This is a genomic window from Bacillus sp. B1(2022) (assembly GCF_040259625.1).
In the GTDB taxonomy this organism is placed as follows: Bacteria; Bacillota; Bacilli; order Bacillales; family Bacillaceae; genus Bacillus; species Bacillus velezensis.
The window spans coordinates 296,132-316,853 of the sequence record NZ_JANIFO010000001.1; the positions used below are offsets into that span (position 1 = coordinate 296,132).

Annotated in this window: 21 protein-coding genes; 17 read left to right on the top strand and 4 right to left on the bottom strand. The window is 49.7% G+C overall.

Translation table 11 applies throughout. From position 1 onward, the window contains the following. The 4 genes from NQS30_RS01510 to NQS30_RS01525 all read left to right on the top strand — a co-directional run bounded on the left by NQS30_RS01510 (position 1) and on the right by NQS30_RS01525 (position 5,260). On the top strand, positions 1–195 hold the full coding sequence (locus tag NQS30_RS01510; protein ID WP_007407447.1) for a PspC domain-containing protein: 195 nt from the start codon (positions 1–3) through the stop codon (positions 193–195). After that, positions 196–555 (top strand): phage holin family protein, encoded by a 360-nt coding sequence (locus NQS30_RS01515; RefSeq protein WP_007407446.1) that lies wholly within the window; start codon positions 196–198, stop codon positions 553–555. 93 nt (positions 556–648) lie between these two features. After that, entirely contained in the window at positions 649–4,518 is a 3,870-nt protein-coding gene (locus NQS30_RS01520) for a lamin tail domain-containing metallophosphoesterase family protein (protein WP_218791392.1), read from the top strand. Positions 4,519–4,684: 166 nt separating this feature from the next. Beyond that, positions 4,685–5,260 carry a TetR/AcrR family transcriptional regulator gene (locus NQS30_RS01525; RefSeq protein ID WP_029973519.1) on the top strand — a complete coding sequence of 192 codons (576 nt, stop codon included), beginning with the start codon at positions 4,685–4,687 and terminating at the stop codon, positions 5,258–5,260. 144 nt (positions 5,261–5,404) lie between these two features. On the opposite strand, the gene NQS30_RS01530 is transcribed toward NQS30_RS01525, so the two are convergent. From NQS30_RS01530 to nagA, 3 genes are read right to left on the bottom strand one after another with little or no spacing between them, the layout of a single operon-like run. Then, positions 5,405–6,136 carry a GntR family transcriptional regulator gene (locus tag NQS30_RS01530; RefSeq protein ID WP_012118554.1) on the bottom strand — a complete coding sequence of 244 codons (732 nt, stop codon included), beginning with the start codon at positions 6,134–6,136 and terminating at the stop codon, positions 5,405–5,407. Positions 6,137–6,149: 13 nt separating this feature from the next. Next, positions 6,150–6,875 carry a glucosamine-6-phosphate deaminase gene (gene nagB / locus NQS30_RS01535; protein ID WP_012118553.1) on the bottom strand — a complete coding sequence of 242 codons (726 nt, stop codon included), beginning with the start codon at positions 6,873–6,875 and terminating at the stop codon, positions 6,150–6,152. Beyond that, a complete protein-coding gene (nagA, locus tag NQS30_RS01540; protein WP_082998330.1) occupies positions 6,872–8,062 on the bottom strand; it encodes an N-acetylglucosamine-6-phosphate deacetylase in 1,191 nt (396 codons plus the stop codon). The genes nagB and nagA overlap by 4 nt, the downstream gene beginning before the upstream one ends. 169 nt (positions 8,063–8,231) lie before the next feature. On the opposite strand from nagA, the gene hprK reads away from it, so the two are divergent. The 4 genes from hprK to NQS30_RS01560 are packed head-to-tail and all read left to right on the top strand — an operon-like array spanning position 8,232 to position 11,189. Further along, positions 8,232–9,164 (top strand): HPr(Ser) kinase/phosphatase, encoded by a 933-nt coding sequence (gene hprK, locus NQS30_RS01545; RefSeq protein WP_003151456.1) that lies wholly within the window; start codon positions 8,232–8,234, stop codon positions 9,162–9,164. A 14-nt stretch (positions 9,165–9,178) separates the two neighbouring features. Next, complete coding sequence (gene lgt, locus NQS30_RS01550) at positions 9,179–9,994, top strand: prolipoprotein diacylglyceryl transferase (RefSeq protein WP_012118551.1); 816 nt, start codon at positions 9,179–9,181, stop codon at positions 9,992–9,994. Positions 9,995–10,019: 25 nt separating this feature from the next. Further along, positions 10,020–10,670 carry a pyrophosphatase PpaX gene (ppaX, locus tag NQS30_RS01555; RefSeq protein ID WP_012118550.1) on the top strand — a complete coding sequence of 217 codons (651 nt, stop codon included), beginning with the start codon at positions 10,020–10,022 and terminating at the stop codon, positions 10,668–10,670. Positions 10,671–10,673: 3 nt separating this feature from the next. Then, positions 10,674–11,189, top strand: coding sequence for an acyltransferase (locus tag NQS30_RS01560; protein ID WP_012118549.1), 516 nt, complete (start codon positions 10,674–10,676; stop codon positions 11,187–11,189). 20 nt (positions 11,190–11,209) lie between these two features. Here the strand turns inward: NQS30_RS01560 and NQS30_RS01565 are convergent, their stop codons facing one another. Beyond that, positions 11,210–11,935: a C39 family peptidase gene (locus NQS30_RS01565; RefSeq protein ID WP_150941447.1), complete on the bottom strand. Its 726-nt coding sequence runs from the start codon at positions 11,933–11,935 to the stop codon at positions 11,210–11,212. A gap of 241 nt (positions 11,936–12,176) precedes the next feature. Here NQS30_RS01565 and NQS30_RS01570 point away from each other — a divergent pair, with 241 nt between their 5' ends. The 9 genes from NQS30_RS01570 to NQS30_RS01610 all read left to right on the top strand — a co-directional run bounded on the left by NQS30_RS01570 (position 12,177) and on the right by NQS30_RS01610 (position 20,569). Then, positions 12,177–13,349 (top strand): ATP phosphoribosyltransferase regulatory subunit, encoded by a 1,173-nt coding sequence (locus NQS30_RS01570; protein ID WP_007407436.1) that lies wholly within the window; start codon positions 12,177–12,179, stop codon positions 13,347–13,349. After that, complete coding sequence (hisG, locus tag NQS30_RS01575) at positions 13,342–13,983, top strand: ATP phosphoribosyltransferase (protein ID WP_218791391.1); 642 nt, start codon at positions 13,342–13,344, stop codon at positions 13,981–13,983. The genes NQS30_RS01570 and hisG overlap by 8 nt, the downstream gene beginning before the upstream one ends. Then, on the top strand, positions 13,980–15,293 hold the full coding sequence (gene hisD / locus NQS30_RS01580; RefSeq protein ID WP_015240672.1) for a histidinol dehydrogenase: 1,314 nt from the start codon (positions 13,980–13,982) through the stop codon (positions 15,291–15,293). The genes hisG and hisD overlap by 4 nt, the downstream gene beginning before the upstream one ends. Then, positions 15,259–15,843: an imidazoleglycerol-phosphate dehydratase HisB gene (hisB, locus tag NQS30_RS01585; RefSeq protein ID WP_015240671.1), complete on the top strand. Its 585-nt coding sequence runs from the start codon at positions 15,259–15,261 to the stop codon at positions 15,841–15,843. The genes hisD and hisB overlap by 35 nt, the downstream gene beginning before the upstream one ends. After that, positions 15,844–16,482, top strand: a complete 639-nt coding sequence (hisH, locus tag NQS30_RS01590; RefSeq protein ID WP_015240670.1) for an imidazole glycerol phosphate synthase subunit HisH — start codon at positions 15,844–15,846, stop codon at positions 16,480–16,482. Then, positions 16,479–17,216, top strand: coding sequence for a 1-(5-phosphoribosyl)-5-[(5-phosphoribosylamino)methylideneamino]imidazole-4-carboxamide isomerase (hisA, locus tag NQS30_RS01595; protein WP_007407431.1), 738 nt, complete (start codon positions 16,479–16,481; stop codon positions 17,214–17,216). The genes hisH and hisA overlap by 4 nt, the downstream gene beginning before the upstream one ends. Further along, the gene (hisF, locus tag NQS30_RS01600) at positions 17,213–17,971 is read left to right on the top strand and encodes an imidazole glycerol phosphate synthase subunit HisF (protein WP_007407430.1); all 759 of its coding nucleotides are present in this window, start codon (positions 17,213–17,215) and stop codon (positions 17,969–17,971) included. Before hisA ends, hisF begins: the two co-directional genes overlap by 4 nt. After that, positions 17,968–18,588, top strand: a complete 621-nt coding sequence (gene hisIE, locus NQS30_RS01605; protein ID WP_015240669.1) for a bifunctional phosphoribosyl-AMP cyclohydrolase/phosphoribosyl-ATP diphosphatase HisIE — start codon at positions 17,968–17,970, stop codon at positions 18,586–18,588. The genes hisF and hisIE overlap by 4 nt, the downstream gene beginning before the upstream one ends. A gap of 211 nt (positions 18,589–18,799) precedes the next feature. Further along, positions 18,800–20,569 carry an ABC transporter ATP-binding protein gene (locus tag NQS30_RS01610; RefSeq protein WP_015240668.1) on the top strand — a complete coding sequence of 590 codons (1,770 nt, stop codon included), beginning with the start codon at positions 18,800–18,802 and terminating at the stop codon, positions 20,567–20,569. The last annotated feature ends 153 nt before the right edge of the window (positions 20,570–20,722 follow it).

Here is a 20,722-nt window from a genome sequence, read left to right on the forward strand (position 1 = left end):
ATGAAAAGACTTTACCGTTCAGAAAAAAACCGTAAAATCGCCGGCGTCGTCGGCGGTTTGGCGGAGTACGTCAATATGGATGCGTCGCTTTTACGCATTATCACCGTTGTATTAGCGCTTGTCACGAGCGGAATCGTGCCTATTGTATATATTATCTGGTGTTTTGTTGTACCTTTAGAAGGAGATTTGAAATAAATGATCAAATGGGCAGTCAGCATTTTAGTAAATGCTTTATTATTAATCGTTATCGCGGGATATTTTGATTCCGTCCATATCAGCAGTATCGGAGCGGCTGTCATCGCCAGTGTGATTCTTTCTGTGTTAAATGTACTGATCAAGCCGATCATCGTCATATTGACATTGCCCGTCACGGTTGTGACCCTCGGCCTCTTTCTGTTTGTCATCAACGCCATTACGTTAATGATGACCGCAGCCTTGATGGGAGACAGCTTTCAGATTGATGGGTTCGGCACCGCCATTTGGGCATCCGTCGTGCTGTCCGTTTTCCACTTGCTGATCCAAAAAGGCATATTGGAGCCGCTTAGAAAAAGGTAAAAAACGAGCTGTCCCGAGAGGGCAGCTTTTTTATGTGTGATTTACATAAGCGGCAGCCTCCTGACGCAACATAATGCATAGGGAGGTAATGAGATGAAACTTGTGATGACGCTCTTTTTTCTGATTGGTTTGCTTTGTGTGAGTCCTTCTGCGGATGCGGCGCGCAAAGAATCGGCAATCCCCGTGAATCAGCAGGAATTCGGACAGCCGCCTCATTACATACCGCTTCTGGAGAATCCTCCCCAAATCGAAGTAAAGGCGGAAATGAAAAGAAACCTGTTCATACAGGCTCATGTACGGAATGCTGACTATCAAGCGTTTTCGGCGTTTCTTTTTTATAAACAAAGCAATGAGCTGGGGTTTAAAATGGTGCCGATGGAGCCCGCGCCAGGCGCAATCCGGCTGTTTACGGCCCAGGTTTCAAAACGGGATATCTGGAATGGAGAATTGGAATATTACCTCGTTTTCACCAACGGCAGACAGCGGGCGGAATCGGAGAAAAAGCGGCTGAAGCTGGACGGCTATCAAGCCGATTTGAATCATATTCCCGAGCTGATGATTACGGAGCTTGCGGTTGATACGAAAAATGAAGACGGCGCTGATGCCTATGAATTTATCGAGGTGTATAACACGACGGACAGGCCCATTCATTTTAAAGACTATCACATCCGCTACCGCTATCCGAAGGAAGGGCCGGAATCAGACATGATATGGAGGCCGAAAGAAGATACCGTCATTCCGTCAGGCGGGACTTACGTGTTTTGGCTGAGGCGCGCCGCATCAGAACTGACGATAGATGATTTCAACCGCTATTACGGGACACGCCTGAAGGAGGGAAAACATCTCGCCGTCATCGAAGGGACGGACGGAATGTCCAACGGCCGCCCGCGTACGGTGGTGCTGTCGGCAAATACCGGAAAGGGTATCGCCTCAGCGCATTACCGGAAGCACGCTTTCCGCCGGCTGACTTCTTTGCTGTACAAATATCCGCTGAACGGAACGGGAGAATTGCTGAAGATCTCCACGAGCGAGCATAAGCCGTCACCGGGCTCTGTTTTTCAGGCGCAGATCCCGCAGCAGAAAAGGGTGATAAAACCCGACAAGGAAAAACCGGTCATCGAAGACCTTACAGACAGAAAGCCCGTCCGGCCCGCTGAAAGCATTGAATTAAAGGCTGACATAAAAGACAAAAACCTTGTCAAAACAGCCGCGTTTTATTACCGGACCAATGAGAAAAAACCATTCAAACGAATTCTGGCCGAAAAAGACCGCAACGACAGCTTATACCATCACATTCTTTATTCCCCGGAACTGCTCGGCCAGGATCAGCTTGAGTATTATATCGCAGCCAGTGATGGAGAAAATGAAGCAAAAACGCCCGTCAAGATGATTGACATTGAACAGACGAGCAAATCACACGGACTCAGAATGAATGTTGAACCCGAAGATACGATATCCGGCACCTATCTGCTCAAAGCGACTTCCGACGTCAGCGCCGATAAGATCAAGCTGTGGATTGACGGCAAGCGGCAGGAGACCCGGCCGGCGCTGGAAAAAGAGGTCTATTTCGCCTTCGATGCCCGGAAAACGAATCTTTATTTTCAAAACACCGTCATAATGGAAAATGAGGTGCTGCACATTTTTGACGATCCGTCTCACCGCTACAGAACGCACTCGGTTCTCCTTCCGGAACGTCTGCTGCAAAAAGGGGGCAAAACGCAGAAAGTATCCATCCGTTCGGGCTCAAAGGTTTCTCCGTATGACACAGGAGAGAATCGGGATGATTTTGTCGTGAAACATGCCCGTCTGGTGCTTTCGGACGGAACGGTGATCAAAGACGGGAAGACGGATCCGGCTGAGCAGCTGTTTATCGGTGACGGCAGGCGGGCGAATCAGCAGAAGACCTTCTCATTCAGCCTGCCGGATCATTTGTTTACGTCACGGCTGCTGCCGTGGAACACGGCGAAGCTTTCTGAAGGCTATCACCATATTTTTGTTAGCGACGGTGAGGAGCAGCTGAGCCAATCTGTGCGGGTGGACAATACGGGGCCGAAGATTGTCCCGGGTATCAAAGAAGGCGCGGCGCTGAAAGGTAATGTTGAGCTGAATGCGGACATCCGTGACAAATGGAGCAAAGTGGAAGAGGTCAAAGCGTTTTTGGACGGAGAAAGCATTACGCTCCCGCATCACACGTCATCAGCCGATCTCAAGCCCGGAAAACATACCCTTACCATTATTGCGGCAGACCTTGCCGGAAATGAAACAAGGTCCGTCCGCACCTTCCATATCAAACGGGAGGAGCCGAACCAGCCGGAGCTTGCCGATCAAAAAATCGGCGCCCACAAAGCAAAGCTGTCCGTCCGGGTAAAAGACCCGACGAAGGATGACATGAATGTATCATTTTATCGCGGCTTCCGTTATACCGCGCGGAATCCGGGCAGCGTGAAAGTGTATAAACACGCCTCATTAACGGAACCGCCGAGGGGCATAAAAGAAAATGAAATGCCGTTTACCCTGCCGGAAATGAACCGCATCTCGGCAAATGACGGAAAAACCGTTTCGGCGGAAAGTATGGAGCGTTTTCCTTATCACCGGTTCGAAGTCTCCGTTGACCCGTCTATCGACGAAACGGATCTGGCCGAGGCGGTCTGGAAAGGAAGCTCTCTGCCCGGCCGAAAGGTAACCATGTATATTTGGAATTACCGGACAAGCCGCTGGCAGGAGGCGGACAGCGTTCTTGCCAAAGATAAAAAGCCGTTTACATTAAAAGCAGCCGTTTCCGCAGCGGATGTGGTGAAGAACTCAAAAATGAATGTCATCGTGCAGGATCAAATACCGGCGAAAGGCAATTACACGTTTGTCTGGATGTCGGATACACAGTATTACGCACAAGGGCACCCGCACATTTTTGACAAAATGACGGAGTGGATCAAAGAAAATAAGGAAAAGCACAATATTAAATATGTCTTTCATACCGGTGATATCGTCGATGATTCAATGGTGATGAAACAGTGGAAAAACGCCGATCACTCCATGCGGACGCTTGACAAGGCGGGAATTCCGTACGGAGTGCTTGCAGGCAATCACGACGTCGGCCATAAAGACGGCACATACCGAACATTCGGGGATTTCTTCGGGAGCCGCCGGTTTGAACAGAACATGCATTACGGCGGATCATACAAAAATAACCGCGGGCATTATGATCTGCTGTCGGCAAGCGGGAACGATTTTATTATGATTTATATGGGCTGGGGCATTGCGGAACAAGAGATTGACTGGATCAATCAAGTGCTGAAGAGGTATCCGGACCGAACCGCCATCTTATGCTTTCATGAGTACTTGCTTGTGAGCGGAAATCGAAGCCCGATCGGGGAGACGATCTATCGAAAAGTCGTCAAGCCGAATCGCAATGTGGCGATGGTATTAAGCGGCCATTACCATAACGCCATGAAAAAAACCGATGCGCTTGACGATGACAGGGACGGAAAACCGGACCGCCTCGTCCACCAGATTCTGACCGACTACCAGGACGGTCCGGAAGGGGGGCAGGGCTTTATGCGCATGATGCAATTCGATCAGGCCGCCAATCAGGTTCACATGTTCTCCTACTCGCCGTACACGGATGACATCAATTACTATGACACCGATCTGTTCGCTGATAAAGACGAATTCTCAGCAGAAATGGATTTACAGCCGAAGAGGAAAAGGGTAGCGACCGATTATTTTGAATGCAACGTCTATACGAACGAACTGCTCGGTCATAAAAAACACGTAAAAAGCGGAAAAACCGCAAATTGGGTCTGGGACGGCCTGCAGCCTGATTCCGTTTATTACTGGTACACCGTTGTTAAGGACCCTTACAACGGCAAAACAATATCACCGCTGTGGATGTTCAGAACGGGAAATACGCCGTATCGCCCGGCTCCGGATCAGTTTGATTTCAGGCATGCCTCAAACCCATAACGAAAACATACAGCCTGCTGATCGCTCAGAAGAAAATCTGACGGTCAGCAGGATTTTTTCTGTGCGTAAATGGCGGCGCCCTGCTGTGATAAGTGCTTTTGACTTTTTTATGTCCCTTTTCTATACTAAAATCGATTGGTTTTCGTAATATGCAGGAGGAAACATAATGAACAGTAAAACCGGGACAAAAGAAAGAATTATTCAAACCTCTGCATATCTTTTTCAGATTCAGGGATACCATGCGACTGGTTTGAATCAAATTATAAAAGAGAGCGGAGCACCCAGGGGGTCTGTGTATCATCACTTTCCAAACGGAAAAGCAGAACTCGCCATTGCGGCGATCAAATATACGGGAAGATGCGTTGAAAAGCAAATACAGAATAGTATGTCTCAATTCGCGGACCCTGTAGAAGCGATTCAGCACTTTATTCATGTAACGGCTGAACAGTTTAATGATCCGCAGAATATTGAGGGCGTGCCGGTTGGATTGCTGGCGGGTGAGACCGCTCTGATCAATGAAACGTTAAGATGCACATGTGTTGAGGTGTTCAAGAAGTGGACGGATGTGTTTGCGGCAAAATTTCTTGAGCATGGGTTTGAACAAGAGGAAGCGGAGAAGCTCGGGGTGACAATCAACTCGATGATTGAAGGCGCAATCATGTTTTCACTGGCTCATAAAAACAAAGAACCGCTGCTGCTGATTTCAAAGCAGGTTCCGTATATTGTCCAAAACAGAGGGTAGCATTTTATTACTCTTTTCTTTATAAAAATAGATACCAGAACCCCAGCCTCTCCGTTTTGACAGAGTCATAGAGAATATTCCCCGGCTTGATTTGAAAATGGCAGATCAAAAAAACATCTCCAACCCGTAACGGTTGGAGATGTTTCATTTCACCCTGTCCATATAGTGCACGAATGTGTAGCGGTCGCCTCTGTAGGCGGATTTGACGTGCTCAAAGGCAGTGCCGTCCTGCAGATAAGTGGTCCGCTTGATATAGAGGACGGGGGCGCCGGGCTGGATACCGAGCAGCTCAGCTTCTTCCTCGGAAGCGGCTCCCGGTTCAAGCTCTTGTTTTGCCCGTGAGATCGGCATCTGATTGTACGCTTCAATATGCTCATACATGGATGATTGAAAATGGGAGGCGTCCAGTTTTCCCGCCTTGTCAAACGGGATGTACGAGGCCTCAATCGCCATCGGGATATCATTTGCCAGCCGGACGCGGATGATTTTATGAAGCGTTGCCGGATAGCCGCATCCCAGGATAGAAGATAATTCTTCCGTCGCCTGAATCAGCTGGTATTCGGCAAGTCTGCTCCCCGGCTTCATGCCCCGGCTTCTCATATCTTCCGTAAAGCTTGTCAGCCCTTGAAGCGGCTGTTCCATCTTCAGTTTGCTGACGAACGTTCCCCGGCCTTTCTGCCTGTATAAAAATCCTTCATTCACCAGATTGGAAAGCGCCTGGCGGACCGTCATTCGGCTGATGCCGAATTGTTCGGCGTATTCCCGCTCCGACGGAAGCAGCGCATCCGCTTTCAGCTCGCCGTTTTTGATTTGTGTTTTTAATTGTTCCATAATCTGAAAGTAAATCGGAATCGGAGATTGTTTATCAATCTGCATAGGTCAAATCCTTTCAATCGCCGCCCGCAGCCTTTTCATCAATCAAGACCGTCACATCCGGATGCGCGTGCAGGGCGGAGGCGGGGAATGCTTCGCTGATGCGCCCGTCCAGAAGCTGCTTCACCGCTTGGGCCTTGCTTTTTCCGGATGCCATGATCAAAATCCGTTTGCCGGACAAAATCGTCCCGATCCCCATTGTCAGGGCTTTTACAGGGACTTGATCAATTGACGGAAAGTACCGCGCATTCGCCTGTCTTGTCTCTTCATTCAGCTCAACGACATGGGTTCGGGATTCAAATGGCGTCCCGGGTTCATTAAAGCCGATATGGCCGTTGTGTCCGATGCCTAAAAGCTGTATATCCGCTCCGCCGAGTGTTTGAATCAATCGGTCATATCGTCCGCATTCGGCATCAAGATCGTCTGCCCGTCCGTCAGGGAGAAAGTGGCGGTCCTTTCGGCTGTCGATATGTGCAAAAAAATGTGTATTCATATAATAATGATAGCTGTTTTTGTCCTCAGGAGAAAGCCCGGCGTATTCATCAAGGTTGATCGTCGTGACATTTCGGAATGACAAGCCTTCTGAGCGGTGCATCCGCACAAGTTCTTTATATACGCCTTCAGGAGTGCCTCCCGTCGCAAGGCCGAGAACGGCATCCGGCTTTTGTTTCACTGTTTCAGCGATAATCGATGCGGCTTTTTCACTTAATTCTTCATAATGTCTGCATGTGATAACGTTCATGTCCAATCAGCCTCCCTTGAGATATATGCGGTGTTTCCGCGGCAAATCGTGGCCAGCACGCCGCACTGTCCGTCCGTCAGAACAACGTCGGCGTCTTTTCCTTCGGCGATGCTTCCTTTACGGTCGAATATTCCGAGGCGGCGGGCCGCATTTGCCGATGTCATATTTGCTATATCCAGCCATGAGCAGTTTGTAAACCTGCGCATGAGCGCCGCGCCTTCATTCATTTTTAAAATGGAACCGGCCAGCGTCCCGTCAGAGAGAAGCGCCGTGTCCCCGCGAACGGTGACTTTTTGTCCGCCGAATTCGTATTCTCCGTCCTTAAGCCCTTTTGCCCGCATGGAGTCTGTAATCATGATCAGGTTTTTGCTTCCTTTCGCCAAATAGGCAAGCTTTACAGCCAAAGGATGGGAATGAATGCCGTCGGTGATCAGCTCCGCCGTGATGCGGCCGCAGGCGAGAGCCGTACCGATGCCCCCCGGCTCACGATGATGAAAGGAGCTCATGGCGTTGAAGAGGTGCGTCATATGCACCGCCCCGGCATCCGCCGCTTTTTGTAAAAGCTCGGCTCCCGCGTCTGTGTGTCCCATTGAAGGGATGATGTTTTGGTCTTTTAAATAACGGATCAGGCTGAAATCAGGATCTTCTTCCGGCGCAAGCGTCACGATTTTGATCAGCCCTCCCGAGAGCCGCTCCCATTTCTGAAAGAGCCCGGCATCAGCAGGAGTAATCCATTGTTTCGGCTGTGCTCCCGCCTTTTTCGGAGAGACAAACGGTCCTTCTAAATGAATGCCGATCAACTCAGCGCCTTTTTGGGCCTGCGGTGAGGAAGACGTCCATTCTTTGGCGTTGACGAGCGCTTTTTCAATGTTTTCGTGCCGTTGTGTGATCGTTGTCGCTAGAAAAGAGGTTGTTCCTTCTTCGGGCAGCCGGGCGGACATTGTATCAAGAGCTGCAACATCAGCATCCATCGTATCCGCGCCGTATCCGCCGTGAATATGAATATCAATCATTCCGGGAAGCGCATATGAACCCTCGGGCGCCTTCCATTCCTTCTCATACGTTTCTTGCGGTCTTGTTTTCCCCGCGTAAGAAATGATGCCGTTCTTTATACCAAGAAATCCGTTTCGGATGATTTCTTCTTCTGTTACGATGTCCGCACCGCTGATTAACAAGCTTTCAGCCACTTTAAAACACGCCTTTCTGGTTAGTTGTTAGTTTTATTTTACTCTTTTTCAGACTAGTTATCTAGACCAGTTATGCCGGAATTGTATAAATCTGTTTTGGTTCAGACGGTAAAGTGATAAAATATAACTGTTCAAAGCTCGGAACATCCCAGAACAGGAGGAACATATCTTGGCAAAGGTTCGGACCAAAGACGTAATGGAGCAGTTCCATTTAGAATTGATCAGCGGAGAAGAAGGGATTAACCGCCCGATTACGATGAGTGATTTATCACGGCCCGGTATTGAAATCGCCGGTTATTTTACATATTACCCGAGAGAACGGGTGCAGCTTTTAGGAAAAACGGAGCTGTCATTTTTCGATCAGCTTCCCGAGGAAGATAAGAAACAGCGGATGAAATCGCTGTGCACCGATGTGACGCCGGCTATCATACTTTCCAGAGATATGCCGATCCCGCCGGAGCTTGTAGAAGCTTCCGAGCAAAACGGCGTGCCTGTGCTCAGATCCCCTCTGAAAACAACCAGGCTGTCAAGCAGGCTGACGAATTTTCTTGAGAGCCGTCTCGCGCCGACAACGGCCATTCACGGCGTGCTTGTGGATATATACGGCGTCGGCGTGCTCATTACGGGAAAAAGCGGCGTCGGTAAAAGTGAAACGGCGCTGGAGCTTGTCAAACGAGGCCATCGTCTTGTCGCGGATGACTGCGTTGAAATCCGGCAGGAGGATCAGGATACCCTTGTCGGGAACGCGCCTGATCTGATTGAGCATCTGCTCGAAATCAGGGGGCTCGGCATTATAAATGTCATGACGCTGTTCGGAGCGGGCGCCGTCAGAAGCAATAAAAGAATTACAATCGTCATGGACCTTGAGCTTTGGGAGCAAGGGAAACAATACGACCGTCTCGGACTTGAAGAAGAAAAAATGAAAATCATTGATACGGAAATTACAAAACTGACCATTCCTGTCCGCCCGGGGCGGAATCTCGCCGTTATTATCGAAGTTGCGGCGATGAACTTCAGATTGAAGCGGATGGGCTTAAATGCTGCCGAGCAATTTACGAATAAGCTGGCGGATGTCATTGAGGACGGCGAACAAGACGAATAGGAGTTGGCAATGATATGAACGAAGCAGGAACACCAATCAATCCGATTGCCTTTCAGCTCGGGCCATTATCCGTGCACTGGTACGGAATCATTATCGGCGCGGGCGCGTTATTAGGGCTTTGGATGGCCATGAGGGAGAGTGAAAAGCGGGGGCTGAAAAAGGACATTTTTATTGATCTTGTTCTTTTCGCCATCCCGATCGCAATCATTTGCGCAAGGGCATATTATGTGCTTTTCGAGTGGAGCTATTACTCGGAACACCCCGGGGAAATCATTAAAATTTGGAAAGGCGGCATCGCGATTCACGGCGGATTAATCGGCGCGATCGCGACGGGAATCGTCTTTTCAAAAGTAAGAGGCATCTCATTCTGGAAGCTGGCGGATATTGCCGCGCCGAGTATTCTGCTCGGCCAGGCCATCGGGCGCTGGGGAAACTTTATCAACCAAGAGGCTCACGGTGAAGCGGTCAGCCGGTCATTTTTGGAAAGTCTGCATCTTCCGGATTTCATCATTAATCAGATGTACATAGACGGACAATATTATCACCCGACGTTTTTGTATGAATCGCTGTGGAGTTTTGCGGGCGTCGTGATTCTGCTTCTGCTCCGCCGCGTGAACCTGCGCAGGGGCAATCTATTTTTGACGTATGTGATCTGGTATTCGATCGGCAGATACTTTATTGAGGGAATGCGGACGGACAGCCTGATGCTTACGAGCCAGCTTCGGATCGCGCAGGTCATTTCCATTGTGCTGATTGTACTTGCGATTATTTTAATGATTTTCAGACGCATGAAGGGGTATGCCGATAAGCGGTATGCCGACACGGACTGACGCCTGAAATCGGAAAGGACATAAGATGACTGATAAACGTGTAACCGCCATTTTATTTGATCTCGACGGCACGCTGATTGACACGAATGAACTGATTATCGCTTCTTATCTTCATACGCTTGATCATTATTGCCCGGGGCAGTTCAAAAGGGAAGATGTGCTTCCGTTTATCGGCCCGCCTCTGTATGAAACGTTTTCAGGCATTAATGCTGAAAAGTGCGATGAGATGATCAGCATGTACAGAGCATTCAACCATGAAAAGCACGATGAGCTCGTCACGGAGTACGAAACGGTTTATGAAACGCTGGATGAATTGAAAAAAGCGGGATATCAGCTCGGGATTGTCACCACGAAGCTGAGGGATACAGTCAATATGGGATTGAAGCTGACAGGCATCGGGGCGTTTTTCGATACTGTCGTCACGCTTGATGATGTAAAGCATCCGAAGCCTGACCCCGAGCCTGTGCGGCTTGCTCTCAGCCGGCTTGGGTGCGATCCGTCGGAAGCCATAATGGTCGGTGACAATTATCACGATGTCATGGCGGGAAAAAACGCCGGCACGAAAACAGCCGGCGTCGCGTGGACGATTAAAGGCGCACAGACGCTTTCCGCCTATGAACCCGATTATATGCTCGAGAAAATGAGTGATTTATTGCACATCACCGGAGTGAAGTAATCCGTGAGAAAAACAGACCGCCATCCGGTTTCAGGTGCAAATTCATTGTGGCATGTTTATCAGACGGTTCCCTTTCTGAAGGTGATGAAAAATTTCATCATCATTCAGATCGCAAGGTATACGCCGTTTTTAAGCGTGAAAAACTGGCTGTACCGAACCTTTTTGAAAATGAATGTCGGAAAACAGACGTCATTCGCGCTGATGGTGATGCCGGATATCATGTTTCCCGAAAAAATCACTGTCGGAAAAAACAGTATCATCGGCTACAATACGACGATTTTGGCTCATGAATATTTAATACATGAGTACCGGACCGGTTTTGTCACAATCGGTGACGAGGTAATGATCGGGGCAAACACAACGATTCTGCCCGGCGTCACCATCGGGAGCGGAGCCGTTGTATCAGCCGGCACGCTGGTGCACAAAGATGTCCCGGCCGGGGCGTTTGTCGGAGGAAATCCGATGCAGGTGATCTATACGGACGAAGAAATGAAAGAACGAATGGGAAAACCCCGCTGATTAACGTCAGCGGGGTTTTTTTATGACTTGATCACAATGGCCTGGCTGCCCATCTGCTTCCAGGCTTTTTCAAAGTCAGACCGATCTGTTTTTCTGTTTTTATAGCCGTAAGGATCATTGACGTATACATAATCGTGATCATAACCGGTGACGGCTACGCTATGCATGCTGAACGTAATGTCGATCTTTCCGTTCGGCGTATTCCAAGTCTGCATATTATCAACCGGCTTAAAGGATGTGGTGGTAATCACCCAGACCGGCCGCCCTTTTTCAAGCTGGCGGTACACTGAAGAAATGTCTTTTCCCGTCAGATCGTATACTTTGTTTCCCGCATATTCTTTGGCAAGTTTATCAATCGGCTCATGATAAACGCCTAAACCCGGGCCGTTTTCCATATCTCCGGCAAATCCTTCATTCGGATCTCCCTTCAGCCCGCTGCTGTATGTGAGCGGAACTTTATTGATTTTATCCGCCAATGTATTTTTTGACACATGATATCCGGCATTGTTCAAAATCATGGCAAGGCTTGTCACCTCACAGCCATTGTACAGTCTGGGAGAATCCATCTGTCTGTACAGAACGACATTCAGCGGTGACGCGCTCCCTTTTAACGGTGTTTTCTCATCAGGCTCGTCGGACTGCTGATTGAAAAAATTCAAATGAATATCGTTTGTATAGATGTTATATCCCAGATAGACAAGGACGGCTGTCAGAATCAGCACACATAATGTTCCAAGCGTCTTCATTATCAATTCTTCTCCCTTGTTTCTGTTGAAGCTATTCTATGTATTATAGCACTTCTGCTCAATATGATTCGATCGTTCCGATATGTTTACAGGTTTGTTCATTCTTTAGCCATGTTTATGGAAAAGAATAGGCGGACATTGGGCGTTGCAATTCATTCTTTTATCTGCTAACATATTATCATATTAGCGAACTAAAGGATTCGGAATTTTCCTTCAGACAAAGCGGAGGTGTAAAAGGCAAATGTTTATGTTTGAGAAACCGCATGGCATGAGAGATACGCTGCCCGGTTTATACGAAGCCAAGAAAAAAGTCCGTTCGACACTGACGGATTTAATTGATAAATGGGGTTATCAGTTTATGGAGACGCCGACCCTTGAATTTTATGAAACAGTAGGCGTCCAGTCAGCCATTGAAGAACAGCAGCTGTTTAAGCTTCTCGATCAGGACGGGAAAACGCTTGTGCTTCGGCCTGATATGACCGGACCGATTGCCAGGGTGGCGGCGTCTAAGCTGCACAAACACAATCATCCGCTCAGAGCGGGGTACGCGGCAAGCGTCTATCGCGCTCAGGAGCGGGAAGGCGGACGTCCGGCCGAATTCGAACAGGTCGGCGCGGAGCTGATCGGCGACGGATCAACAAGCGCGGACGCCGAGGTGATTGCGCTGGCGGCCGGCGCTTTGAAAAACGCGGGATTGCACCGGTTTAAAATCGCGATCGGCCATGCCGGACTCGCTGATGAGCTGTTTGTCGAGGTTCTGGGCAATGCTGAGCGGGCGGATGTTCTGCGGCGCTTTCTCTTTGAGAAGAATTACGTGGGATACAGGGAACATGTCAAATCGCTTCCGCTTTCTTCAATAGACAAAAGCCGGCTGCTCGCACTTCTGGAATTGCGAGGCGGGAAAGAGATATGCGCCAAAGCGGAGGAGATCATCGGCATCTCCGGACAAAGCTTGATTCAGGAGCTGGAAGACCTGTGGGACATTCTTGAGGATTACGGATGTGCCGAGCATATTCGCCTTGATCTGAATATGGTAAGCCATATGAGTTATTACACGGGAATTTTATTCGAAGTGTATGCGGCAAATGTCGGTTTTGTCATCGGAAGCGGCGGACGCTATAACAATCTTCTCGGCCATTTCGGCAGTCCCGCTCCCGCCACGGGTTTCGGGCTCCGTATCGACAGGCTGATTGAAGCGCTCGGCATCCAGGAAGAAACTAGTGAAGCGGACGCCGTGATTTTCAGCAAGGAGCAGCGGGCGCAGGCCATTTTATTCGCGGAGGAAGAAAGGGCGAGAGGCAGAAAAGTCGTCCTGCAGGATCTGGCGGGTATTGAAAATATCGATCATATGACAAAATCATTCGCAAACGTCACATACTTTATCGGTGCCAGAAAGGAAGAGCAGAATGGGTAAGGTACTCACAATGGCAATGCCAAAAGGACGGATATTCGAAGAAGCGGCCGGGTTGCTGCGGCAGGCCGGGTACAGGCTGCCCGAGGAGTTTGAAGAATCGAGAAAGCTGATCATTGACGTTCCTGAAGAAAATCTCCGCTTTATTCTGGCAAAGCCGATGGATGTGACGACTTATGTCGAGCATGGCGTCGCTGATGCCGGTATTGCCGGAAAGGATGTCATGCTTGAGGAAGAGCGTGACGTGTATGAGGTGCTCGATCTGAAAATCAACAAATGCCATCTCGCCGTTGCGGGGCTTCCCGGAGCGGATTGGAACGGAGTCGCCCCGAGGATTGCGACGAAATATCCGAATGTTGCGTCAAGTTATTTCAGAGAGCAGGGCGAGCAGGTGGAAATCATTAAGCTGAACGGTTCGATTGAATTGGCGCCTTTAATCGGGCTTGCTGACAGAATCGTAGATATCGTATCAACCGGGCGGACATTAAAAGAAAACGGTCTCGTTGAATCAGAACATATTTGTGACATCACATCGCGTTTTATCGTCAATCCGGTCAGCTACCGTATGAAGGATGATGTAATCGACGAAATGGCGGCCAGGCTGGCCAGGGTCGTGGAAGGAGAAACAGCACAATGAAAATAACCGCAGTAAAAAGAAGCGAGCGGTTCTCACTGAAGCGTTCCATCGACAGCGGAACCGAAGAGCAGCGGAAAACCGTCAGGGGGATTATTGAAGACGTCAGACAAAACGGTGACAAAGCCGTTTTGGCCTATACAAAAACATTTGACGGCATCAGCCTGAACCAAATGGCCGTGAGTGCAGAGGAAGTCACCGAGGCGTACCGTCTGCTTGATGATCAGCTGCTGGAAGTGATCAGAAAGGCGATTGCCAATATTAAAGAATATCACGAACGTCAGCTGCAATCCTCGTGGTTTTACCATCGCAAAGACGGCTCGATGCTCGGGCAGAAAATAACGGCGCTCGATTCCGCGGGCGTATACGTGCCGGGCGGGACGGCCGCTTATCCGTCTTCCGTTTTAATGAATGTCATCCCCGCTCTCGCTGCGGGAGTGGAGCGGATCGTTCTCGTCAGTCCTCCGGGAAAAGACGGCCGCCTTTCACCGGGCGTTCTGACGGCGGCGTCTGAGCTCGGCATAAAGGAAATTTACAAAGCGGGAGGCGCACAGGCGATTGCCGCGCTCGCTTACGGAACCGAAACGATACAGCCTGTTGATAAGATCACGGGCCCCGGCAATATATTTGTAGCACTCGCGAAGCGCGAAGTCTTCGGCGTTGTGGATATTGACATGATTGCCGGGCCCAGTGAAATCGTGGTCCTGGCAGACGATACGGCGGTGCCCAAAGAAGTAGCCGCTGACCTGCTTTCACAGGCAGAACACGATACGCTCAGCTCAAGCGTGCTTGTCACCGACTCACGGAAGCTTGCCGAAGCCGTATCAGATGAGGTGAATAAACAGCTTCAGACGCTGCCGCGCAAAGAAATCGCCGAAGCGTCGATCAAGGATCACGGCCGCATTTATATTACGGAATCGATGGAAGATGCAGTGGACACGGTGAATGCGCTGGCACCCGAGCATTTAGAAATCATGACGCATTCGCCGGAGGCTTTGCTTGGAAGCATCAGACACGCGGGGGCGATTTTCTTAGGGCGATACAGCGCTGAACCGGTCGGCGATTATTTTGCCGGACCGAATCACGTTTTGCCGACAAACGGAACGGCGCGGTTTTCAAGCCCGTTGAATGTAACAGATTTTCAAAAGAAATCGAGCATCATCTCATACAGCCGGAAGGCATTTGAAACGCACGCGGACAGCATTTCCGCCTTCGCGAGACTGGAAGGGCTTGAAGCGCACGCAAGATCGATTGAAGCGAGAAACGGAGGAATGACCGATGAGAAAAGCGGAACGCGCCAGAACAACAAATGAGACCGATATTAAGCTGGCTTTCGAAATAGACGGAGAAGGAAAAGCCGACATCAGCACGGATGTGCCGTTTATGACTCATATGCTTGATTTGTTCACAAAGCACGGGCAATTCAATTTAACTGTTGACGCAAAAGGCGATACGGAGATAGATGATCACCATACGACTGAAGATATCGGCATCTGCTTAGGGCAGGCTTTTTTAGAGGCGCTCGGTGATAAAAAAGGCATCAAACGGTACGGATCAGCGCTAGTACCGATGGACGAAGCGCTCGCCCAAGTCGCCGTAGACCTGAGCAACCGGCCGCACCTTGAGATGCGCGGTGCATTTCCGCAAGCGAAAGTCGGAACGTTTGATACCGAGCTGGTACATGAATTCTTATGGAAACTGGCGCTGGAAGCGAGAATGAATCTGCACGTCATCGTTCATTACGGCACGAATACGCATCATATGATAGAAGCCGTGTTTAAGGCGCTTGGCAGAGCGCTGGACGAAGCGTCATCCATTGATCCGCGCGTCAAGGGTGTGCCGTCTACGAAAGGAATGCTGTAAATGATCGGTGTAATTGATTACGGTATGGGCAATTTATTCAGCGTGTCGAAGGCGCTGGAACGCGTCGGCGTCCCGTATGTCGTATCAGACCGGCCGGAAGAGCTTGAAAAAGCGGATGCTTTTATTCTCCCCGGTGTCGGATCATTCAGTGACGCCATGGACAATTTACGCAGCACGAAGCTTGATCAATTCATACACCGTATGGTTGACGAGGGTAAGCTGCTCCTCGGCATCTGCCTCGGCATGCAGCTCATTTTCGAAGAAAGCACCGAAAACGGCTCTGCAAAAGGACTTGGTTTATTAGCCGGAAAAGCTGTGAGACTCAAAGACAGAGATGCCGAAGGAAACAGGCTGAAGGTGCCGCATATGGGCTGGAACCGGCTGACGTTTCACCAAACGTCTCCTTTGCTTTCAGAAGCGGAAGAAGGCTTCGTTTACTTTGTCCATTCCTATTATATAGACGGGATGGAAGACGGCGATCTTCTGGCAAGCGCTGAGTACGGCGTTCGTGTTCCGGCGGTCGTCGGGAAACGCAATGTCTTCGGTGCACAGTTTCACCCGGAAAAAAGCGGTACGGCCGGAATGGCGATCTTAACGCAATTTACAAAAATGGCAGCGGAACAGAAGGTGAAGAAATGAACGCTTTTACATTATATCCGGCAATCGATATGAGAAACGGCAAATGCGTCCGCCTCATTCAAGGCGATTACGGCAAGGAAACGATATACGGTGACTCTCCTTTAGACATGGCGGCGCAATTTGCACAAGAAGGCGCCGAATGGATTCATCTCGTGGACCTTGACGGCGCGAAAGCAGGCAGGAAAGTAAACGACAGGCATGTTCTTGACATTGCGCGGCAGCTTGATGTCAAAGTCGAGATCGGCGGCGGGATCCGTTCTGAAGCGGATGTATACGGTTATTTATCACAAGGTGTTGACCGCGTTATTCTCGGCAGCTCGGCCGTTTCCGATCCGGCATTTGTGAAGAGCATGCTGAAACAATACGGCGGCAAAATCGCGATCGGTCTTGATGCAAGGAACGGATATGTCTCGACGGAAGGCTGGCTGGAAACATCCTCGGTAAGGGCGGCCGATCTGGGCCGTGAATTGGCGGCCGAAGGAGCGGAAACCTTCATTTTCACGGATATTGCAACTGACGGCATGCTGTCAGGACCGAACATCGAAAGCACCGTTCAGCTCGCAAAAGCAACGGGAAAAACCGTCATCGCTTCAGGCGGAGTCAGCTCAGTCGCCGACCTCAAAGCACTGGCCCGCTTCAAAGACGCCGGCGTATCGGGAGCGATTATCGGAAAAGCGCTGTATACAAAACAATTTACATTGGCCGAAGCGCTCAGCGGGGTGAAGGACGCATGATCACGAAACGAATCATTCCGTGTCTCGATGTGAAAGAAGGCCGCGTCGTCAAAGGCATTCAATTTCTCGGGCTGAAAGATGCGGGCGATCCTGTCGAGCTGGCCGAAGCTTACGACAGAGAGGGCGCTGACGAACTTGTTTTTCTCGACATTTCCGCCTCTCACGAAGGCCGCAAGACGATGACAGACGTCGTAGAACAGGTTGCGGCAAAACTGGCGATTCCGTTTACGGTCGGCGGCGGAATCAATCAATTAAGCGATATGAAACGAATGCTGCGCGCCGGCGCTGACAAGGTATCCGTTAATACAGCGGCCGTCCTCCGCCCCGAGCTGATTACGGAAGGAGCAGATTTTTTCGGCTCGCAATGCATCGTAGCGGCGATTGACGCAAAGTATGATGAAGATTCGGATTGCTATAAAGTGTACACGCACGGCGGCAGAAAGAAAACCGAGTGGGAAGTCACGGCCTGGGCAAAAGAAGCCGTCAGCCGGGGAGCGGGTGAAATCCTGCTGACAAGCATGGACGCAGACGGTGAGAAAACAGGCTTTAATCATACGCTCACACAGCTTGTCACACGTGCCGTCCCGGTGCCTGTCATTGCGTCAGGGGGAGCCGGCAGCGCGCGCCATATGCTTGAAGCCTTCACGATCGGTGAAGCGGACGCCGCGCTTGCAGCTTCCATTTTCCATTACAAAGAGACATCTATAAAAGAAGTGAAAGATTATATGAAGAAACACGGGGTGAATGTGAGATGAAACGGGCAGATGAACTGCGGTTTGACGAGGCCGGACTGATTCCCGCCATCGTGCAGGATGCGGCAAGCAAAGAAGTACTGACACTGGCTTATATGAATCGTGAATCCTACGAAAAAACGATAGAAACGAATGAAACCTGGTTTTACAGCCGTTCACGCGGGGAGCTGTGGCATAAAGGAGCGACGTCGGGGAATACCCAAAAGGTGAAAGCCATCCGCTATGATTGCGATCAAGATGCTCTTGTCGTGCTTGCGGAGCCTTCAGGACCCGCATGCCATAAGGGAAGCTACAGCTGCTTTTCTCCAGAAAAAGCGGATGCGCAGGATCGTTTCGGCATCTTAAATGAACTGGAAAGCGTAATCGCCAAACGGCAGGCGGAGATGCCTGACGGAGCCTACACAACGTATCTGTTTCGGGAAGGCGTCGATAAAATCCTCAAAAAAGTCGGCGAAGAAGCCGCAGAGGTTATTATCGCCGCGAAAAACCGGGACCATGAAGAATTAAAATGGGAAGCGGCGGATTTGCTGTATCATTTGCTCGTTCTTCTGCGTGAGCAGTCGCTTCCTTTGGACGATGTGCTTGACGTCCTTGCGAAACGCCATTCAGCATCTGAGTAAAACAAACCTCACGGAGAGATCCGTGAGGTTTTTAATCTGTCAAACTTAAACATTCAATTAAATATTCCTTATTTCCGCAACCGGAGGCAGATGAATTTGATAATATTGACTAATAGAGTTTATTTTGGTTTTTATCAAAAATATACGTTTTGTTCATATTCCGTTCATGCACATCCGTTATAGTATAAACAGTGATATAGGAGGAAAACATATGCCGAATAAACAACCAAAACCTAAAGGGAAATTCAGCTCATTCTTTTCATTAGTCAAAAAAACAAAACCATCATACGGTATGCTGGCCTTCGCGCTGTCTCTCAGTATTGTGACAACGCTCGTCAGCCTGCTGATTCCGCTGTTGACAAAGCAGCTCGTTGACGGCTTTTCCATGTCGTCGCTGTCAGGCGTGCAAATCGGAATCATCGCAGCCGTGTTTATCGTACAGGCCGCATTAAGCGCCTACGCCACCTACGCCCTGAACTACAGCGGCCAGAAAATCATCTCGGGACTGCGTGATTTGTTGTGGCAGAAATTAATTAAACTGCCCGTCTCTTATTTTGACAAAAACGCCACGGGAGAAACGATCAGCCGTGTCACCAATGACACAATGGTGGTAAAAGAGCTGATCACAAACAATATCAGCGGATTTATTACCGGAATCATTTCCGTTATCGGGTCACTGACGATCTTATTTTTCATGAACTGGAAGCTCACATTGCTCGTGCTGATCGTCGTGCCGCTGGCTGCGGTGATTTTAGTGCCGATCGGCCGGAAAATGTTTAAAATTTCTCGGGAAACACAGGATGAAACGGCGAGATTCACCGGATTATTAAACCACATCCTCCCGGAAATCAGGCTTGTAAAAGCGTCAAACGCTGAAGAAGCGGAGTACGGACGCGGAAAAGCAGGCATCATGGCGCTCTTTAAACTCGGGCTGCGTGAAGCGAAGGTGCAGTCGCTCGTAGGCCCCCTTATTACACTTGTATTAATGGCGGCGCTGGTCGCTGTCATCGGGTACGGCGGGATGCAGGTGTCATCCGGTGAACTGACAGCCGGCGCACTCGTTGCCTTTATCCTGTATTTGTTTCAGATCATTATGCCGATGGGCCAGATCACTTCATTTTTCACACAGCTTCAAAAATCCGTCGGCGCAACGGAACGGATGATTCATATTCTTGCAGAAAAAGAAGAAGATATCCAAACCGGAAAAGCCATTGAAAACGCGGATCAGCCGATTAGGCTTGAACAAGTCTCATTCGGCTACAAAACAGATCAAACCATCTTAAAAGACATTACGGCTACGATTGAGGCCGGCAAAGTCACCGCGATCGTCGGACCGAGCGGCGGCGGAAAAACAACGTTATTTAAGCTGCTTGAACGATTCTACAATCCGACTGCGGGCAGCATCCTGCTCGGAAATGAACCGATTGATGCGTATTCCCTTGAGTCATGGCGGGAGCATATCGGCTACGTGTCGCAAGAAAGCCCGTTAATGTCAGGCACCATCCGCGAGAATATCTGCTACGGATTAAAACGCGAGGTGACTGATGAGGAACTGAGGCAAGCGGCTGACATGGCCTACGCCCTGCAATTTATTGAAGACTTACCGAAGAAATTTGAAACAGAGGTCGGTGAGCGGGGAATTATGCTGTCAGGCGGACAGCGCCAGCGCATCGCCATTGCCAGAGCGCTCCTTCGCAACCCGAGCATTCTGATGCTTGATGAAGCGACATCAAGTCTGGACAGTCAATCTGAAAAATGGGTGCAGCAGGCGCTCGAAGTCTTAATGAAAGGCCGCACCACGATTGTGATCGCCCACCGTTTATCCACGGTTGTGGATGCAGATCAGCTTCTCTTTGTCGAACAGGGTGAAATCACCGGACGGGGCACACACCATGAATTAATGGCATCCCATTCGCTGTACCGCGATTTTGCGGAGCAGCAGCTGAAGCTGAATGCCGACTTAGAAAACAAAGCTGTGTAAAGCAAGACTTTATGAATAAAAAGCAGCTGAAAAAGCTGCTTTTTATTTTGCAGCCGGAGTCCTGTTCATACGGGTGTACGGTCGGTGAAGAACCAAGCCATAAGCGTGTATGCCGGTACAGGAGACAATGAAAAAATTCGTTTTATAGACATC

Coding starts and splice junctions, on each gene's coding strand:
- hisG (WP_218791391.1), top strand. CDS start 13,342: ATGGGTAAGGTACTCACAATGGCAATGCCAAAAGGACGGATATTCGAA.
- NQS30_RS01525 (WP_029973519.1), top strand. CDS start 4,685: ATGAACAGTAAAACCGGGACAAAAGAAAGAATTATTCAAACCTCTGCA.
- NQS30_RS01510 (WP_007407447.1), top strand. CDS start 1: ATGAAAAGACTTTACCGTTCAGAAAAAAACCGTAAAATCGCCGGCGTC.
- hisD (WP_015240672.1), top strand. CDS start 13,980: ATGAAAATAACCGCAGTAAAAAGAAGCGAGCGGTTCTCACTGAAGCGT.
- nagB (WP_012118553.1), bottom strand. CDS start 6,875: ATGAACGTTATCACATGCAGACATTATGAAGAATTAAGTGAAAAAGCC.
- hisB (WP_015240671.1), top strand. CDS start 15,259: ATGAGAAAAGCGGAACGCGCCAGAACAACAAATGAGACCGATATTAAG.
- hisF (WP_007407430.1), top strand. CDS start 17,213: ATGATCACGAAACGAATCATTCCGTGTCTCGATGTGAAAGAAGGCCGC.
- hisIE (WP_015240669.1), top strand. CDS start 17,968: ATGAAACGGGCAGATGAACTGCGGTTTGACGAGGCCGGACTGATTCCC.
- NQS30_RS01515 (WP_007407446.1), top strand. CDS start 196: ATGATCAAATGGGCAGTCAGCATTTTAGTAAATGCTTTATTATTAATC.
- ppaX (WP_012118550.1), top strand. CDS start 10,020: ATGACTGATAAACGTGTAACCGCCATTTTATTTGATCTCGACGGCACG.
- lgt (WP_012118551.1), top strand. CDS start 9,179: ATGAACGAAGCAGGAACACCAATCAATCCGATTGCCTTTCAGCTCGGG.
- NQS30_RS01565 (WP_150941447.1), bottom strand. CDS start 11,935: ATGAAGACGCTTGGAACATTATGTGTGCTGATTCTGACAGCCGTCCTT.
- hisA (WP_007407431.1), top strand. CDS start 16,479: ATGAACGCTTTTACATTATATCCGGCAATCGATATGAGAAACGGCAAA.
- NQS30_RS01530 (WP_012118554.1), bottom strand. CDS start 6,136: ATGCAGATTGATAAACAATCTCCGATTCCGATTTACTTTCAGATTATG.
- NQS30_RS01570 (WP_007407436.1), top strand. CDS start 12,177: ATGTTTATGTTTGAGAAACCGCATGGCATGAGAGATACGCTGCCCGGT.
- NQS30_RS01610 (WP_015240668.1), top strand. CDS start 18,800: ATGCCGAATAAACAACCAAAACCTAAAGGGAAATTCAGCTCATTCTTT.
- NQS30_RS01520 (WP_218791392.1), top strand. CDS start 649: ATGAAACTTGTGATGACGCTCTTTTTTCTGATTGGTTTGCTTTGTGTG.
- hisH (WP_015240670.1), top strand. CDS start 15,844: ATGATCGGTGTAATTGATTACGGTATGGGCAATTTATTCAGCGTGTCG.